14 protein-coding genes and 3 tRNA genes are annotated in these 14,330 nt (G+C 52.3%); 8 read left to right on the top strand and 9 right to left on the bottom strand.

From position 1 onward, the window contains the following. Window positions 1-37: 37 nt before the first annotated feature. Window positions 38-1,462 carry a tRNA (N6-isopentenyl adenosine(37)-C2)-methylthiotransferase MiaB gene (gene miaB, locus WN56_RS03940; protein WP_046073700.1) on the bottom strand — a complete coding sequence of 475 codons (1,425 nt, stop codon included), beginning with the start codon at window positions 1,460-1,462 and terminating at the stop codon, window positions 38-40. A gap of 283 nt (window positions 1,463-1,745) precedes the next feature. Between miaB and WN56_RS03935 the strand changes: the two genes are divergently transcribed. Further along, window positions 1,746-2,906, top strand: coding sequence for a 2-octaprenyl-3-methyl-6-methoxy-1,4-benzoquinol hydroxylase (locus tag WN56_RS03935; RefSeq protein ID WP_046073699.1), 1,161 nt, complete (start codon window positions 1,746-1,748; stop codon window positions 2,904-2,906). 21 nt (window positions 2,907-2,927) lie between these two features. Further along, window positions 2,928-3,539, top strand: a complete 612-nt coding sequence (locus WN56_RS03930) for an HAD family phosphatase (protein ID WP_046073698.1) — start codon at window positions 2,928-2,930, stop codon at window positions 3,537-3,539. 62 nt (window positions 3,540-3,601) lie between these two features. Here WN56_RS03930 and WN56_RS03925 read toward each other — a convergent pair. The 8 genes from WN56_RS03925 to lolB all read right to left on the bottom strand — a co-directional run bounded on the left by WN56_RS03925 (window position 3,602) and on the right by lolB (window position 8,496). After that, window positions 3,602-3,676 (bottom strand) — tRNA-Gln (locus tag WN56_RS03925). Between the two features lie 17 nt (window positions 3,677-3,693). Beyond that, window positions 3,694-3,780 (bottom strand) — tRNA-Leu (locus WN56_RS03920). Between the two features lie 50 nt (window positions 3,781-3,830). Further along, window positions 3,831-3,907: transfer RNA gene (locus WN56_RS03915), tRNA-Met, on the bottom strand. 269 nt (window positions 3,908-4,176) lie between these two features. Continuing rightward, the gene (gene ychF / locus WN56_RS03910) at window positions 4,177-5,268 is read right to left on the bottom strand and encodes a redox-regulated ATPase YchF (RefSeq protein ID WP_046073697.1); all 1,092 of its coding nucleotides are present in this window, start codon (window positions 5,266-5,268) and stop codon (window positions 4,177-4,179) included. A gap of 24 nt (window positions 5,269-5,292) precedes the next feature. Beyond that, window positions 5,293-5,883, bottom strand: coding sequence for an aminoacyl-tRNA hydrolase (gene pth / locus WN56_RS03905; RefSeq protein WP_046073696.1), 591 nt, complete (start codon window positions 5,881-5,883; stop codon window positions 5,293-5,295). Between the two features lie 192 nt (window positions 5,884-6,075). After that, a complete protein-coding gene (locus WN56_RS03900) occupies window positions 6,076-7,023 on the bottom strand; it encodes a ribose-phosphate pyrophosphokinase (RefSeq protein ID WP_046073862.1) in 948 nt (315 codons plus the stop codon). A 32-nt stretch (window positions 7,024-7,055) separates the two neighbouring features. After that, the gene (gene ispE / locus WN56_RS03895; protein WP_046073695.1) at window positions 7,056-7,913 is read right to left on the bottom strand and encodes a 4-(cytidine 5'-diphospho)-2-C-methyl-D-erythritol kinase; all 858 of its coding nucleotides are present in this window, start codon (window positions 7,911-7,913) and stop codon (window positions 7,056-7,058) included. Continuing rightward, window positions 7,906-8,496, bottom strand: coding sequence for a lipoprotein insertase outer membrane protein LolB (gene lolB / locus WN56_RS03890; protein ID WP_046073694.1), 591 nt, complete (start codon window positions 8,494-8,496; stop codon window positions 7,906-7,908). Before lolB ends, ispE begins: the two co-directional genes overlap by 8 nt. A 318-nt stretch (window positions 8,497-8,814) precedes the next feature. Here lolB and hemA point away from each other — a divergent pair, with 318 nt between their 5' ends. From hemA to kdsA, 6 genes are read left to right on the top strand one after another with little or no spacing between them, the layout of a single operon-like run. After that, window positions 8,815-10,074, top strand: a complete 1,260-nt coding sequence (gene hemA / locus WN56_RS03885; RefSeq protein ID WP_046073693.1) for a glutamyl-tRNA reductase — start codon at window positions 8,815-8,817, stop codon at window positions 10,072-10,074. An 11-nt stretch (window positions 10,075-10,085) separates the two neighbouring features. Then, on the top strand, window positions 10,086-11,174 hold the full coding sequence (prfA, locus tag WN56_RS03880; RefSeq protein ID WP_046073692.1) for a peptide chain release factor 1: 1,089 nt from the start codon (window positions 10,086-10,088) through the stop codon (window positions 11,172-11,174). Then, window positions 11,174-12,019: a peptide chain release factor N(5)-glutamine methyltransferase gene (gene prmC / locus WN56_RS03875; protein ID WP_046073691.1), complete on the top strand. Its 846-nt coding sequence runs from the start codon at window positions 11,174-11,176 to the stop codon at window positions 12,017-12,019. The genes prfA and prmC overlap by 1 nt, the downstream gene beginning before the upstream one ends. A 31-nt stretch (window positions 12,020-12,050) precedes the next feature. Continuing rightward, window positions 12,051-12,434 (top strand): SirB2 family protein, encoded by a 384-nt coding sequence (locus WN56_RS03870; RefSeq protein ID WP_046073861.1) that lies wholly within the window; start codon window positions 12,051-12,053, stop codon window positions 12,432-12,434. Between the two features lie 2 nt (window positions 12,435-12,436). Next, the gene (locus WN56_RS03865) at window positions 12,437-13,246 is read left to right on the top strand and encodes a SirB1 family protein (RefSeq protein ID WP_046073690.1); all 810 of its coding nucleotides are present in this window, start codon (window positions 12,437-12,439) and stop codon (window positions 13,244-13,246) included. 31 nt (window positions 13,247-13,277) lie between these two features. Then, window positions 13,278-14,129 (top strand): 3-deoxy-8-phosphooctulonate synthase, encoded by an 852-nt coding sequence (kdsA, locus tag WN56_RS03860; RefSeq protein WP_046073689.1) that lies wholly within the window; start codon window positions 13,278-13,280, stop codon window positions 14,127-14,129. Window positions 14,130-14,330: the final 201 nt, after the last annotated feature.

The following is a 14,330-nucleotide window of genomic DNA, read 5'->3' as shown; positions in this document are numbered from 1 at the left end:
GCGCCGGCTATCCGGCGCCGTTGAATTGATGAACGCGTTATGGCGTGAAAACACCAACACCAAGCTCGTTTTCATTGCGCGTCTTCGCCATGATTTCGGTTGGCGAGACGGCGACCCGCAAGTCCATATCTTTTTCGGTACGAACCAGCTCGCCGCGCAGCGAGTTTGGCATCACTTCAGTTATTTTGACGTCAACAAATTGGCCAATCAAATCGACAGAGCCTTCAAAGTTGACCACTCGGTTGTTCTCGGTACGACCACGCAACTCCATCAGGTTTTTGCGTGATGGGCCTTCAACCAAGATACGTTGTTCGGTATCTAGCATCATGCGCGAGTAGCGCATGGCTTGGCTATTCACTTGTTGTTGCAAGCGGTACAAGCGCTCTTTTTTCACTTGCTCTGGCGTATCGTCAGGCATATCGGCAGCCGGTGTGCCTGGACGAGATGAGTAAACAAAGCTAAAGCTCATATCGAAATCGACATCTTTAATCAATTTCATGGTCGCTTCAAAATCTTGCTCGGTTTCGCCAGGAAAGCCGACGATAAAGTCAGAACTGATAGTGATATCAGGACGCGCCTGACGCAACTTACGGATTTTTGATTTGTACTCAATCGCCGTGTGCGGGCGTTTCATCATGGTCAAAATCCGATCTGAGCCGCTTTGTACCGGCAGGTGCAAGAAGCTTGCAACCTCAGGGGTATCACGATACACCTCAATAATATCATCGGTAAATTCAACCGGATGGCTGGTGGTGTAACGGATACGGTCAATACCATCAATGGCCGCGACATAACGCAGCAGCTCCGCAAACGTGCATACATCACCGTCATGGGTGTCACCACGGTAGGCGTTCACGTTTTGTCCCAACAGGTTAACTTCACGCACACCTTGTTCGGCCAGCTGTGCAATTTCGAACAATACGTCATCCAGCGGGCGGCTGACTTCTTCGCCACGGGTGTAAGGAACCACGCAGAACGTACAGTATTTTGAACAGCCTTCCATGATCGAGACGAAGGCGGTCGGCCCTTCTGCACGAGGCTCAGGCAGACGATCGAATTTTTCGATCTCTGGGAAGGTAATGTCCATCACTGGCGCATGATCCGAGCGCGACTGCTTGATCATCTCTGGCAGACGGTGCAAGGTCTGTGGGCCAAAAATCACATCCACATAAGGCGCACGCTCACGAATATGGTCGCCTTCTTGAGTTGCCACACAGCCACCGACACCGATCACCAGCTCTGGGTTTTTATCTTTGAGGGTTTTCCAACGCCCGAGTTGATGGAATACCTTTTCTTGTGCCTTTTCTCGAATCGAGCAAGTATTGAGAAGGAGAACATCTGCGTCTTCTGGTTGTTCGGTCAGCTCATAGCCACCGGCAGAATTGAGCAGATCTGCCATTTTGGATGAGTCATACTCATTCATTTGGCAACCCCAGGTTTTGATCAGCAGTTTCTTAGCCATGTAACTTCACGCTCATTGTTAATCTTATGGACGACATTACCCTTTCAAGCTGTATGGTTTTTAATCAGTCAATCAGCTTGGCAAGCCGCGTATTGTACTGCTTTCCAATATCGCTGACCAGATCACAGGCTCGGAGAAATCGTGTCGATCCGGCTAAACGTTTGAGCGGATGCGACAAAGGCCAACTCGGAAAAGCGAATTTGCCCTCACTTTGATCGGATTGATATCGAATTCTCGTTTACCTTCAGTAGAATGCTTGCATCAACGGCACAAAGAGACGGTCATGAATCAATTTGAAGTTATTATAGTCGGTGGTGGCATGGTTGGCGCCGCGGCCGCACTCGGGCTTGCTCGCCAAGGCCGCCAGGTGGCGTTAATCGAGCGCCAGCCCCCTGAGCCTTTTGAACCTTCACAACCGATGGACCTGCGAGTGTCCGCGATTTCTCAGGCATCGGTGAGCCTGCTCAAGGATCTCGGTGCGTGGGCGAGTGTTGAAGCCATGCGTGTTTGCCCCTACCGCCGCCTAGAAACCTGGGAAGCGGAAGACAGCCGAGTATGTTTCAGTGCCGACCAACTCGACTTGCCACAATTAGGATATATGGTCGAGAACCGCTTGATTCAACTCGGCTTGTGGCAGCAGTTTGCTCGTTTTGACAATTTGCACCTCGTCTCACCGGCCTCGATCACGCGTATGACGCAGGCGGGCGATCTGCATCAAGTCCAATTAGAGAGTGGTGACACCTTGAGTGCTCCTTGGCTTATCGGCGCAGACGGTGCCCACTCCAAAGTGAGAGATTACGCGCAAATCGGCCTTACCAGCTGGGATTATCGCCAGCACTGCATGCTCATCCATGTCGAAACGGCCGCCCCCCAACAAGACATTACCTGGCAGCAGTTTTTCCCCACCGGGCCGCGCTCGCTGTTGCCGCTTTGTGGCCACAATGCCTCGCTAGTGTGGTACGACAGCCCAGCGCGTATTCAACAGTTGTGCCAGCTCAATGCCGAACAGCTCAAAGCCGAGATCGTGAGTCATTTCCCACCGGAAGTGGGCGACGTCACTCCCATCAATTGGGGGGCATTCCCGCTGACACGCCGTCATGCGCAGCAGTACCATCGCAATGGGGTTGTGGTAATTGGTGATGCCGCCCACACCATTAACCCGCTGGCAGGGCAAGGCGTGAACTTAGGCTTTAAAGACGTCGCCGCATTGCTGGATGCGTGTGCGGATGCAGGCGCACAATGGCAAGCGGAGTCAACGTTAGCGGCATACGAAAAAGCACGCCGCACCGATAACATGATGATGCAAACCGGGATGGATGTGTTTTATGCGGCGTTCAGCAATCAGTTTACGCCGCTAAAATTAGCCCGTAACGCGGTGTTTAAACTGGCTGAACACAGTGGCCCGGTGAAAACGCAGGTGTTGAAATATGCACTTGGGCTCTAGTCTTCGCGACAAGGAGGTGAAATGACTGGCTACCAGAATATTATTTTTGATATTGGCAATGTGATCGTGCGTTGGTCACCAGAAGAAATTATCCGCTTAACCTTAGGGGAAGCAGCGGATACGGACGTTTATGCCAACCAAGTGTTTCAGAGTGACACTTGGCAAGCGCTGAATCGTGGCACGCTCACCGAGGCGCAAGCCAAGCAGCGTTTTGCCGATGACACGGCGCTTAGCCCCGCGCAGCTTGAAGCGCTGTTTTATTACATCAAACAGACTCAAATTTGTCTTTACGGCAGTGTTGATTTGCTTCGCTCGGCCAAAGAGGCCGGATACGGGGTTTATGCGTTAACCGATAATGTGCGTGAAATCGTGGCGTTCTTAAAACAGCACTACGCATTTTGGTCACTGTTTGATGGTGCGATTGTGTCAGCCGAAGTAGGGTACTTAAAACCCGAACCTGCTATTTATCAATGCTTGTTGGATGATTACCATCTCGACCCAGCTTCTTGTGTGTTTTTGGATGACAGGACGGCGAACGTCGAGGGCGCGAAAGCACTCGGCATGGCGGGCATCCCCTTTACCGATGCACAGCAAGGTCGCGTAGAACTCGCCAAGCTGGGGATCGTGGTGTAGTGGAAGCGGTCAACATGAGCCTTTAAACGCAAAAAAGCCCACATGATGTGGGCTTTTTTATATGGCTGGGGTACCAGGATTCGAACCTGGGAATGACGAGATCAAAACCCGTTGCCTTACCGCTTGGCGATACCCCAGTAGGCGTTGCCTAACTTGGTGCGGAGAGAGGGACTTGAACCCTCACGTCCTTTCGGACACTAGCACCTGAAGCTAGCGCGTCTACCAATTCCGCCACCTCCGCAAAAGGTGGGTAACTCGGCAATAAAAACGCTGCCAAATTACAAAAATACATGGTGGCTACGACGGGATTCGAACCTGTGACCCCATCATTATGAGTGATGTGCTCTAACCAACTGAGCTACGTAGCCACGCTATAAGGCAAAAGCCTTAAGACGGAACGGATTATGCGGATCGAGAGCCTGAGCGTCAAGTATGGCTACCCATTTTTTTATGATTTTCATCTCGTTGGCTGCAATATTCACCAGTTTGTGCTGATTTTGCCAACAGTATGCGTATAAGGCTTGCTCTGGACAGTGGTGAGGTCAGCTGTAAGACAAAAAAAGCCAGCCCGTAGGCTGGCTCAAGATCATCAGGGTGGGGTCTCGACAACACACCCATGGCGCTTAACGCTTGCGCGTTAAACGTTGAAACGGAAGTGAATGACATCGCCGTCTTTAACAATGTACTCTTTGCCTTCAAGACGCCACTTACCCGCATCTTTGGCACCGCTTTCGCCATTGTTAGCAATGTAATCATCATAGCCAACGACTTCGGCGCGGATAAAGCCTTTTTCAAAGTCGGTGTGGATTTTACCTGCCGCTTGTGGCGCGGTAGAGCCAATCGGCACTGTCCAGGCGCGCACTTCTTTCACCCCTGCGGTGAAATAGGTATGCAAGGTAAGCAGCTCGTAACCGGCGCGAATAACGCGATTAAGGCCTGGCTCTTCCAGGCCCATTTCATCTAAGAACGCGGCCGCTTCTTCGGCGTCCAGCTCGGCAATTTCGCCTTCAATTTCGGCGCACACAGCCACCACGGTCGCGCCTTCTTGAGCGGCGATGTCGCGCACTTGATCCAAATATGGGTTATTTTCAAAGCCATCGTCGTTAACGTTGGCAATGTACATGGTGGGCTTGAGCGTCAAGAAGTTAAGATATTGCACCGCAGCGGCTTCTTCTTTGCTCAGTTCGACTGAGCGCAACATGTTGCCTTCTTCTAGCACAGGCAGCAGTTTTTCCAATACCGTCAGCTCAAACTTGGCGTCTTTATCGCCACCTTTGGCTTTTTTAGCGTTGCGCTGCATCGCGCGCTCACAGCTTTCTAGGTCGGCGAGCGCCAATTCGGTGTTAATCACGGCAATGTCATCAGCAGGATCGACTTTGCCCGACACATGGACAATATTGTCATTTTCAAAACAGCGCACCACATGGCCAATGGCGTCGGTTTCACGGATGTTGGCCAGGAATTTGTTACCCAGTCCTTCACCGCGTGATGCACCCGCGACCAAGCCGGCGATATCGACAAACTCCATGGTGGTCGGTAGCACTTTTTGTGGGTTCACAATTTTGGCTAACGCATCCAAGCGCAAGTCAGGCACAGGCACCACGCCCGTGTTTGGCTCGATGGTACAAAATGGAAAGTTAGCGGCGTCAATGCCCGCTTTGGTCAGTGCGTTAAATAGTGTGGATTTACCTACGTTTGGTAGGCCCACGATGCCACATTTAAAACCCATGAGATGGTAACCCTTTAATCAAAATTACTGTGCTTTGAAGGTATGTAAACGATTTTGCGCTTTAGCAAGATCGTCTTTGAGCAGTATTTCAAGGCTGCGAACCGCCTCATCAGTGGCCTGTTCTAACAGACTCTGCTCATTGGCGGGGGCTTTGGTAAGCACATATCCCGCCACCTTATCCTTGTGACCCGGATGGCCAACACCAATCCGGAGTCGATAAAATGATTTATCATTTGCCAGTTTGCTGATGATGTCACGTAGCCCATTATGGCCACCGTGCCCACCACCTTGTTTAAACTTGGCCACACCGGGTGGTAAGTCTAGTTCGTCATGCGCCACCATGATGGCGTCGACGGGAATATTGTAAAAGTTGGCGAGTGCTTGCACGGCCTTCCCGGACAAATTCATGTACGTGGTTGGGATCAACAAACGCAGATCTTGCCCGTGGACATTGATACGGCCCGTCAAACCAAAGAATTTTTTTTCTTCTTTTAACGGTGCATTGTGGATCCGCGCAAGCTCTTGCACGACCCAAGCGCCCGCGTTGTGGCGTGTTTGGGCATATTCTGGCCCTGGATTGGCCAATCCAACTAGTAAGCGGATCTGATTACTCACAACGTTTCTCGCTATTTGTCTACTTATCGTAGCCGGTGAGCATCGCGCCCACGCAAAAAGGCGACATATCCTACCATTGTTGTGACTAAAGGGTCGAGCCAGCACCGAAAAATGGCAGATAAAAAAACACCCCGCACAAGGGCAGGGCGCTTAGGGGCTGTTGCTGAGGTTAACTCAGTGACGATGGCTAACTTACGAGTTAAACATCGCAGAGATAGACTCTTCGTTGCTGATGCGGCGAATCGCCTCAGCGAGCATGCCAGAGAGCGTTAATTGCGATACGCGGCCAGTGGCCTGGATCTCAGCGCTCAATGGGGTGGAGTCTGTTACCACGATTTCATCAATCACAGACTCAGCGATATTTTTCGGGGCATCGCCAGAGAAAACCGGGTGAGTGGCGTAAGCGAAGACGCGCTTAGCCCCGCGGTTTTTCAACGCTTCGGCGGCTTTACACAGGGTGCCACCGGTATCAATCATGTCATCAACGATGATGCAGTCACGCCCTTCGACGTCGCCAATCAAGTGCATCACTTGTGAGACGTTGGCACGTGGACGACGCTTATCGATAATGGCGATGTCAGTGTCATCCAGCAGCTTCGCGGTTGCACGCGCGCGAACCACGCCGCCAATGTCAGGAGACACAACCACAGGGTCTTCCAGGTTCTTCGCCAGCATGTCTTCAAGCAGAACAGGGGTACCAAAGATGTTATCGACCGGTACGTCGAAGAAGCCTTGGATTTGTTCAGCGTGAAGATCCACCGTAAGGACGCGGTCAACACCCACGTTAGAAAGGAAATCTGCAATGACTTTTGCGGTGATAGGAACACGAGAGGAGCGGACGCGGCGGTCTTGACGGGCATAACCAAAGTAAGGGATCACAGCGGTTATGCGGCCAGCCGATGCACGTCGAAACGCGTCTATCATCACGACCAGTTCCATTAAGTTGTCATTGGTCGGGGCGCAGGTGGACTGGAGGACGAACACGTCACTACCGCGCACATTCTCGTTAATCTGAACGCACACTTCACCGTCAGAAAAACGGCCTACAGTGGCGTCACCCAGTGACATGTAAAGACGGTTTGCGATACGTTGGGCGAGAACGGGTGTCGCGTTACCAGCGAACAGCTTCATATCAGGCACGGTGGAAACCTCGGGTTGCATCCATTTAGTAGTCACTGACCGACGGTTTGTTGCTGCAGCACATCAAGTAGGGGTGAACGATTCAACCCACGTGCAACAAACCCTGTCAGCCAGTTAGGCATAGTGTCGAGTGTGGCCTGGGCATCTTGTGCAGTGTCAAACTCGGCAAACACGCACGCGCCTGTCCCAGTCATCCTAGACGGCGCGTATTCTAGCAGCCACGAAACAGCCTTATCAACCTCGGGGAATTGTTTACGGGCTATCTTTTCGCAATCGTTTTCGTATTTTTGTGCCATTAGCGCAGAAACTGTGCGCTTTGGCGTGTTTCGTTGCAACTGAGGGTGAGTGAAAATTGCAGCGGTTGAGATAGACACGTCAGGCTTTACCACCAAGTAGTATTTCTCGCGCGGCGCGACGGGCGTAAACACCTCTCCAATGCCTTCTGCTACTGCCGCCTGGCCATAAATGAAAATCGGCACATCGGCACCCAGCGTCAGGCCAAGTTGCGCCAGCGCTTGTTGGCTGACTTGGGTTTGCCACAGATGATTGAGTGCGACCAGCGTGGTGGCCGCATCGGATGACCCACCGCCAAGGCCGCCGCCCATAGGAAGGCGTTTTTCCACGTCAATATGTGCGCCTTGTTGGCATCCCGTATATTGCTGCAACGCTTTCGCGGCTTTGACAATCAAGTTGTCGTTTTCACTGACCCCCTCTATCGCGGGACTGAGGCTGATCGTGCCACTCGCGTTCGGCGTAATAGCTAGTGTGTCGCCATGGTCGAGAAACTGAAACAGGGTTTGCAGCTCATGATAGCCATTGTCGCGACGACCGGTGATGTAGAGAAACAAGTTAAGCTTGGCAGGCGCGGGCCAAAAGGTGGCTTTAGTCATTATCGAGCGTCCAATCAGAAATCATTAACTTAATGGTTTGCTGGCCTTTGGTAAGGGTAATACGCGTGGGTAGCGCAGGCTGCGTGTCAGCGCTGTAGTCTTGATAATCAATGTCCCAGCCCTGCGCTCCTTTGAGGGTCGCGACACGGTTATCTGGCCCAAGCAAAAAGGTGTCTTGCGCGCGCGGTAGGCCAATGAGCCAAGGGGCAAGGGCATCAACAGGCAATGGCGCGCCAGTTAAGTAGGCCATCAGACGCGCAGGATTAGGGTCTTGATAAGTCTTACCTTGGTCATCAATCACGGTCGCGCCTTGGGCATTCATGGTTAGCGACAGCAAGGTGGTGCCGAGAAAGTTGGTGAGCCGCAGTTGAGATTGGGCGGGCGAGTGCCGCCAGTACAAATTGGCAGAAAAACGCGTGCTGGGGGCAATAAACGCGACTTTACCCCGTGCGGTGTAGCTATCCACCGATGCCAAGGCGTCGCGATGGCTTTGCCACTCAGTCGTGGGGGCTGGGGCAGTGGCACACCCCGCGAGTAGCGCTAAAAACAACGCCAAGACGCTCACGCGTAAAGAGGAGAACATCAAACCGAGTATCCTTTTTGTTTTGGTCAACCGAGCATGGGTTTCGTCAGCCGACCATGGGTTTGGGTCAGACGACATCAATCGCTGTGTAACGCTACTTTGCCACAAGCGCCGGAATGAGAGAAGCCAGTCAAGCGCTTGGTTGTGTGGAGGAAAGAAAGGAATGTTTGTGGTTGTACACCTTTACATCGATCTCGTGAGGCTTCACATTTCCGTGCCACGAAAATGCTGCGATACAATGTTCGCTTTAATTCGCGGGGGGCATCAAGTAAAATCCTCCGCTCCAATCCTTACTGGTGCTGTCGGTAACAACGCGTCATGAGCCTGTTAGTTCTCGGAATTAATCACAAAACGGCCCCCGTCGAGCTGCGGGAAAAGGTCGCCTTTTCGCCGCAACAACTTGAGCAGGCGTTAGGGCAGCTTTCCGAGCATCCGCAGGTGCGCAGTTGCGTGATCGTTTCAACCTGCAACCGTACTGAGATTTATGCTGAGTTAAACCAGCCGGGTGTGGGGGTATTGGTGGAATGGCTAACGCGCTTTCATCAGCTCAGTAGCGACAGCCTAATGGCCAGCATTTATTACCATGAAGAGCAATCTGCGGTGAAGCACTTGATGCGGGTGGCGTGCGGGTTAGACTCCTTGGTGTTAGGCGAGCCGCAAATACTGGGGCAAGTGAAGCAAGCGTATGCCAGTGCTGGTGACGCGGGGATGATTTCTGGCTCATTGGAGAAATTGTTTCATAAAGCCTTTGCGGTGGCGAAGCGGATCCGTACCGAGACCGAGATTGGCGGCAATGCGGTGTCAGTGGCCTTTGCTGCTTGCACATTGGCGCGCCAGATTTTTGAGTCGTTATCCGACGTAACCACCTTGCTCGTGGGCGCTGGCGAGACCATTGAGCTGGTGGCCAGGCATTTAAAAGAGCACCAATGCAGTCAGATTATTTTTGCTAACCGCACACAATCACGCGCGCAGGCACTTGCTGAGCAATTTGACGCGAAAGTATCGGGGCTCGATGCCCTTGAAGAGCAACTCTGCCACGCTGACATTGTGATTAGCTCGACGGCGGCGCCTATGCCATTGATTGAAAAGGCGATGGTAGAAAAAGCCTTGAAACAGCGGCGTCACCAACCCATGTTGCTGATTGATATTGCCGTCCCGCGTGACATTGATGAAAACGTGGGCAGTCTCGCGGACGCGTATCTCTACAGCGTGGATGACTTACAGTCGATTGTGGAGCACAACCGCGAGCAGCGAAAACTCGCGGCGATTCAAGCCGAAGCGATTGTGACCGAAGAAAGTGCTGATTTTATGCGCTGGTTACGCTCACGCGAAGCGGTAGACAGTATCAAGCAGTACCGTACACAGTCTGAACACATTAAACAGGCGGAATTGGAGCAAAGTATTCAGGCTCTAGCCAATGGCGCTGACGCAGAAAGCGTATTACGCCAGCTGAGTAACCGTCTGACCAATAAACTGATCCATCCCCCCACGCAGGCGATGCAGCAAGCGGCGCAAAATGGTGAGCCGGATAAACTGGCGGTGATGCGCGTTTGTCTGGGGCTGGACAGTGACAACTAACGAAGAGACATATGAAAGCATCAATATTAGCCAAGCTAGAGTCGCTATCTGAGCGTTACGAAGAAGTTCAGCACCTGCTCGGCACCCCAGACATCATTAATGATCAGAACAAATTCCGCGCGTTGTCGAAAGAGTATTCGCAGCTGGAAGAGGTGATCAAGTGCTTCAGTGAGTTCAAGCAAGCGCAAGAAGACTTGGCTGCCGCAAAAGAGATGGCCAACGAAGACGACGCAGAGATGCGTGAAATGGCGCAAGAAGAAGTCGCGCAGGCTGAACAAACCATTGCATCACTGACCGATCAGCTCCAGATCCTGCTGCTGCCGAAAGACCCGAACGATGACCGCAATTGCTTCCTAGAAATTCGCGCCGGTGCCGGTGGGGATGAAGCCGGGATTTTTGCCGGGGATTTATTCCGGATGTATAGCCGTTATGCTGAGCAGCGTGGCTGGAAACTGGAAATTATTAGTGCCAGTGAAGGGGAGCACGGCGGCTTTAAAGAAGTGATTGCCCGTGTTGCCGGTGAAGGCGCGTATGGTGTGCTTAAGTTTGAGTCTGGTGGTCACCGCGTTCAGCGCGTGCCCGCAACAGAGTCACAAGGGCGCGTGCATACCTCGGCGTGTACCGTGGCGATTTTGCCAGAAATTCCAGAAGCGGAAGCCCCAGAGATTAATCCAGCTGATCTGAAAGTGGACACCTTCCGTGCATCCGGTGCCGGTGGTCAGCACGTCAACACCACAGATTCTGCGATTCGTATTACTCACTTGCCGACTGGCACTGTGGTGGAATGTCAGGATGAGCGCTCACAGCACAAAAACCGCGCCAAAGCGATGTCGGTATTGGCAGCACGCTTGATTAAAGCGGAAGAAGAAAAGCGCGCCGCAGAAGAGGCGTCAACCCGTCGTAATCTGCTGGGTTCGGGCGACCGCTCAGACCGGATTCGGACTTATAACTACCCACAAGGTCGGGTGTCAGACCATCGAATCAATCTGACGCTGTACCGTTTGGATGATGTGATGCAAGGCGATCTCAATAGCTTGGTCGACCCGGTGATTCAAGAACACCAAGCAGACCAACTTGCGGCCCTGTCTGAGCAGCAGTAATGACAGCAACGATTAGCGCACTACTGGCCGATAGCACCACAGAGCTGACCGCTTTATCGGGCGGCGCTGCGGCTGTCGACGTGAGGGCCTTACTCTGTCACGTATTAGGGCAGCCAAGCAGTTATCTCTACACCTGGCCTGAGCGCAAACTCACCGCGGCACAATTGGCGCAATTTCGCCAGCTGTTTGCCCGTCGTCTACAAGGCGAACCCGTGGCGTATATTTTGGGTTATCGCGATTTTTGGACGCTACGACTCAGTGTCTCATCCGCAACCTTAATCCCGCGTCCTGAAACCGAGCTGCTGGTGGAACAAGCGCTGGCCGTGCTGCCTGCCACGCCTTGTCGTGTGTTGGATTTAGGCACAGGAACGGGGGCGGTCGCCTTAGCCATTGCCAGCGAGCGGCCTGATGTTACCGTCGTAGGGGTCGATCTAATGCCCGAAGCCGTGGCCTTGGCAAGCCGTAACGCCCACGACAACCGCCTTCCCAATGCCCACTTTATTCAAAGTGACTGGTTCGACGCGCTCAGCGATATGAACCCGTTTGAGATGATTGTGAGTAATCCGCCGTATATCGACAGCGCTGACCCGCACCTTCAGCAAGGCGATGTCCGCTTTGAGCCGGCCAGTGCCCTGGTGGCGGAAGAAAGTGGCTTGGCCGCGATTCGTCACATCGGCCAAACCGCGGCCACGTATCTGGTCGATGGGGGCTGGCTGATGGTCGAACATGGCTACAACCAAGGCGAAGCGGTGCGGTCTGCATGGAAAGAAGCGGGCTGGCCTGATGCCAAAACCCAACAAGATTACGCTGGGCTCGATAGAATCACCTTGGCACAGCGACTTTAACTGACACTGATAGGAAGCAGGAATCGTTATGATCTACATGGCCCTGAAGCACACCCACTTACTGACCGTGGTTTTAAGTCTCTCATTATTTGTGATCCGGTTTGTCTGGGTAATGCGAGACAGTGAGATGATGAATAAAAAATGGGTCAAGGTCACGCCGCATGTGGTCGATACCCTATTATTGAGCACCGGTGTGGCGCTGATTTTTGTGACCGGGTTTATTCCCTTCACCGAATCTGGCGCGTGGCTCACGGAAAAGCTGACCTGTGTCTTGGCTTACATTGCCTTGGGCTTTGTGGCCTTGCACTACAGCCGAGGTAAATTATTCCGAACGGTAGCCTTTTTAGGCGCATTAGGGTGGGCCTATGCCGCGGCTAACCTTGCACTACTCAAAGTTCCTCACGTAATGGGATAAACATGATGCCATTAACCGATCAACAATTAGACGCGCTGACATTGGCAGAAGGGGCGGCGACCCTGAACCATGCCATCGACTCGTCAGTCGATGTGCATCAGGTTAAAGCGTCACTGGATCGCCTTGCCGACGAAGCGGAGCACCAGCTTGGTGCCGAGCCCGATATGGCATTACGTCTGGATGGCCTGTGCCGTCTGTTTTATCACCAGTGGCAATTCAAAGGCGACATCGAGCAGTATTTTTCATCGGATAACGTCTTTATTAATAAGGTATTAGAGCGAAAAACTGGGATCCCAGCCTCATTGGGCGCTGTCTTTTTATATCTGTGCGAGCGCTTGTCGCTGCCGGTTAAGCCAATGGCGTTTCCTAGTCAGCTGGTACTGCGTATTGATGAGTTGGAAGACGCGCCGGTTTTCATCAACCCGTTTAACGGTGAACGGGTTAATGAACGTATTTTGCGTGGCTGGCTAAAAGGGAGCCAAGGCCCACTTGCCGAGCTTGAATCGTCGCACTTGCAGCCAAGTGACAACCCCACGATTATCGGGCGTTGGCTCACCGTGGCGAAAAGTGCGCTATTACGGGAAGAAAAATACGCCATGGCGCTGCGTTGTAGTGAACTGGCGCTAACCTTTAGCCCTGATGATCCTTACGAGATTCGCGACCGTGGCTATATTTTCCAACAATTGGATTGCGATCGTGTGGCGGCGACTGACTACGAGTATTTTATTGAGCAATGCCCGGACGATCCGGCGGCAGAACTGCTAAAAATGCAAGTAAAGGCGCTTAACGAAGAGCAACCAACGTTACATTAATGCGTGATCACGCATGACTAAGGATACCTGTATGACGCAAAAAACCGTCCACATTGGTGACACCCCTGTTGCCAACGATCGCCCGTTTACTTTGTTTGCCGGCATGAACGTGCTGGAATCACGCGATTTGGCCATGCAAATTTGTGAGCATTACGTCAAGGTGACCGACAAGCTTGGCATTCCGTATGTTTTCAAAGCCTCATTTGACAAGGCGAACCGCTCATCAGTGCATTCTTACCGTGGCCCGGGCATGGAAGAGGGGCTCAAGATCTTTGAAGAGCTAAAAAGCACCTTCGGCGTAAAAGTGATTACTGACATCCACGAGCAATATCAAGCGGCACCGGTGGCGGAAGTGGCGGATGTCATTCAATTGCCCGCCTTCTTAGCGCGCCAAACCGACTTGGTTGAAGCCATGGCAAAAACCGATGCGGTTATTAACGTTAAAAAACCTCAGTTTATGAGCCCTGGACAAGTGGGCAACATCGTCGATAAATTTGCCGAGTGTGGCAACGAGAAAGTGATCTTGTGTGAACGTGGCAGCTGCCATGGCTATGATAACTTGGTGGTGGATATGCTCGGCTTTGACGTGATGAAAAAAGCCTCAAACGGCAGCCCGATTATTTTTGATGTTACCCACGCGCTGCAATGCCGTGATCCACAAGGTGCCGCCTCTGGTGGACGTCGTCAGCAAACGGTTGATTTGGCCCGTGCAGGTTTAGGGACCAAAATTGCTGGTTTGTTTATCGAAGCGCACCCAGATCCAGACAATGCCCGTTGTGACGGGCCGTCAGCGCTACCACTGGACAAGCTTGAGCCTTTCCTGGCACAAATGAAAGCGCTGGATGATGTGATTAAACACTTTGCAGAGATTGATATTCGCTAATTAGCGGTCGATCGATACCGATAAGAAAGCTGCCGAAATGGCAGCTTTTTTTTGTCTGTATTGAAACACAATAGGTCAGCCAGTGACGGATGCGGTCCCAAGGATAAAAAGGGAAGTAAGCAGTTGCTGAGTAATGAGTCAGCAATCTAGACAAGCAATCAAGATATTTAGATGTTTAGACGTCCATTCGTTGACTGGACG

It is taken from the genome of Salinivibrio sp. KP-1 (assembly GCF_000968645.1).
In the GTDB taxonomy this organism is placed as follows: domain Bacteria; phylum Pseudomonadota; class Gammaproteobacteria; order Enterobacterales; family Vibrionaceae; genus Salinivibrio; species Salinivibrio siamensis.
The sequence above is the reverse complement of the archived record's forward strand: the minus strand, read 5'-3'. Positions and strand labels throughout refer to the sequence as shown.

Coding starts and splice junctions, on each gene's coding strand:
- miaB (WP_046073700.1), bottom strand. CDS start 1,462: ATGGCTAAGAAACTGCTGATCAAAACCTGGGGTTGCCAAATGAATGAG.
- WN56_RS03935 (WP_046073699.1), top strand. CDS start 1,746: ATGAATCAATTTGAAGTTATTATAGTCGGTGGTGGCATGGTTGGCGCC.
- WN56_RS03930 (WP_046073698.1), top strand. CDS start 2,928: ATGACTGGCTACCAGAATATTATTTTTGATATTGGCAATGTGATCGTG.
- ychF (WP_046073697.1), bottom strand. CDS start 5,268: ATGGGTTTTAAATGTGGCATCGTGGGCCTACCAAACGTAGGTAAATCC.
- ispE (WP_046073695.1), bottom strand. CDS start 7,913: ATGACTAAAGCCACCTTTTGGCCCGCGCCTGCCAAGCTTAACTTGTTT.
- lolB (WP_046073694.1), bottom strand. CDS start 8,496: ATGTTCTCCTCTTTACGCGTGAGCGTCTTGGCGTTGTTTTTAGCGCTA.
- hemA (WP_046073693.1), top strand. CDS start 8,815: ATGAGCCTGTTAGTTCTCGGAATTAATCACAAAACGGCCCCCGTCGAG.
- prfA (WP_046073692.1), top strand. CDS start 10,086: ATGAAAGCATCAATATTAGCCAAGCTAGAGTCGCTATCTGAGCGTTAC.
- prmC (WP_046073691.1), top strand. CDS start 11,174: ATGACAGCAACGATTAGCGCACTACTGGCCGATAGCACCACAGAGCTG.
- WN56_RS03865 (WP_046073690.1), top strand. CDS start 12,437: ATGATGCCATTAACCGATCAACAATTAGACGCGCTGACATTGGCAGAA.
- kdsA (WP_046073689.1), top strand. CDS start 13,278: ATGACGCAAAAAACCGTCCACATTGGTGACACCCCTGTTGCCAACGAT.